The organism is Bradyrhizobium sp. P2_E8 (assembly GCF_056403875.1).
This window is the reverse complement of sequence record NZ_JBFUES010001625.1, coordinates 1-968: the sequence shown is the minus strand read 5'-3', so window position 1 is coordinate 968 and position 968 is coordinate 1. Positions and strand designations below refer to the sequence as shown.

The 968-nt window shown below is 66.6% G+C and carries 1 protein-coding gene; it reads left to right on the top strand.

All coding sequences use genetic code 11. The annotated features are described in order from the left end of the window. Nucleotides 1-853, top strand: an 853-nt coding sequence (locus tag AC1D00_RS42825; protein ID WP_477014880.1) for a putative PEP-binding protein, incomplete at its 5' end; no start/stop codon positions are given. Nucleotides 854-968: the final 115 nt, after the last annotated feature.

The following is a 968-nucleotide window of genomic DNA, read 5'->3' as shown; positions in this document are numbered from 1 at the left end:
GATGCAGCGTGCCGACTTCGTCGAGCTGTTCGAGATCATGAAGGGCCTGCCCGTCACGATCCGTTTGCTCGATCCGCCGCTGCACGAGTTCCTGCCGCACACCCACGCCGAGGTCGAGGAAGTGGCGCGCGCCATGAACACCGACCCGCGGCGCCTGGCCGACCGCGCGCGCGAGCTGTCGGAGTTCAACCCGATGCTCGGCTTCCGCGGCTGCCGTATCGCGATCGCCTACCCTGAGATCGCCGAGATGCAGGCGCGCGCGATATTCGAGGCGGCGGTCGAGGCCGAGAAGCGCACCGGCAAGGCCGTGGGCCTCGAGGTGATGGTGCCGCTGATCGCCACCAAGATGGAGCTCGACCTCGTCAAGGCACGCATCGACGCTACCGCACAGGCCGTGATGCGCGACACCAACACCAAGCTCGCCTATCAGGTCGGCACCATGATCGAGCTGCCGCGCGCCTGTCTGCTCGCGGCCGAGATCGCGGAGAGCGCCGAGTTCTTCTCGTTCGGCACCAACGATCTGACGCAGACCACCTACGGCATCAGCCGCGACGATGCCGCGAGCTTCCTCGGCACCTACGTGTCCAAGGGCATCCTGCCGATCGATCCCTTCGTCGCGCTCGATCAGGAAGGCGTCGGCGAGCTGGTCAAGATCGGCGTCGCGCGCGGCCGCAAGACACGGCCCTCGCTCAAGGTCGGCATCTGCGGCGAGCACGGCGGCGATCCCGCGTCCGTCGCCTTCTGCCACAATATCGGCCTCGACTACGTCTCCTGCTCACCCTACCGCGTGCCGATCGCCCGCCTCGCCGCGGCGCAAGCCGCGCTCGGCAAGGCGGTCGCGAGCCAGGCGTAAGCGACGAATTGAAGTGTTGATGCGAAGAGGCGGGGCCAAACCCCGCCTCTTTTCATTTTGCGCTCCACTCTCGCCACATCGTCATTGCGAGCGCAGCGAAGCAATCCAGAATCCC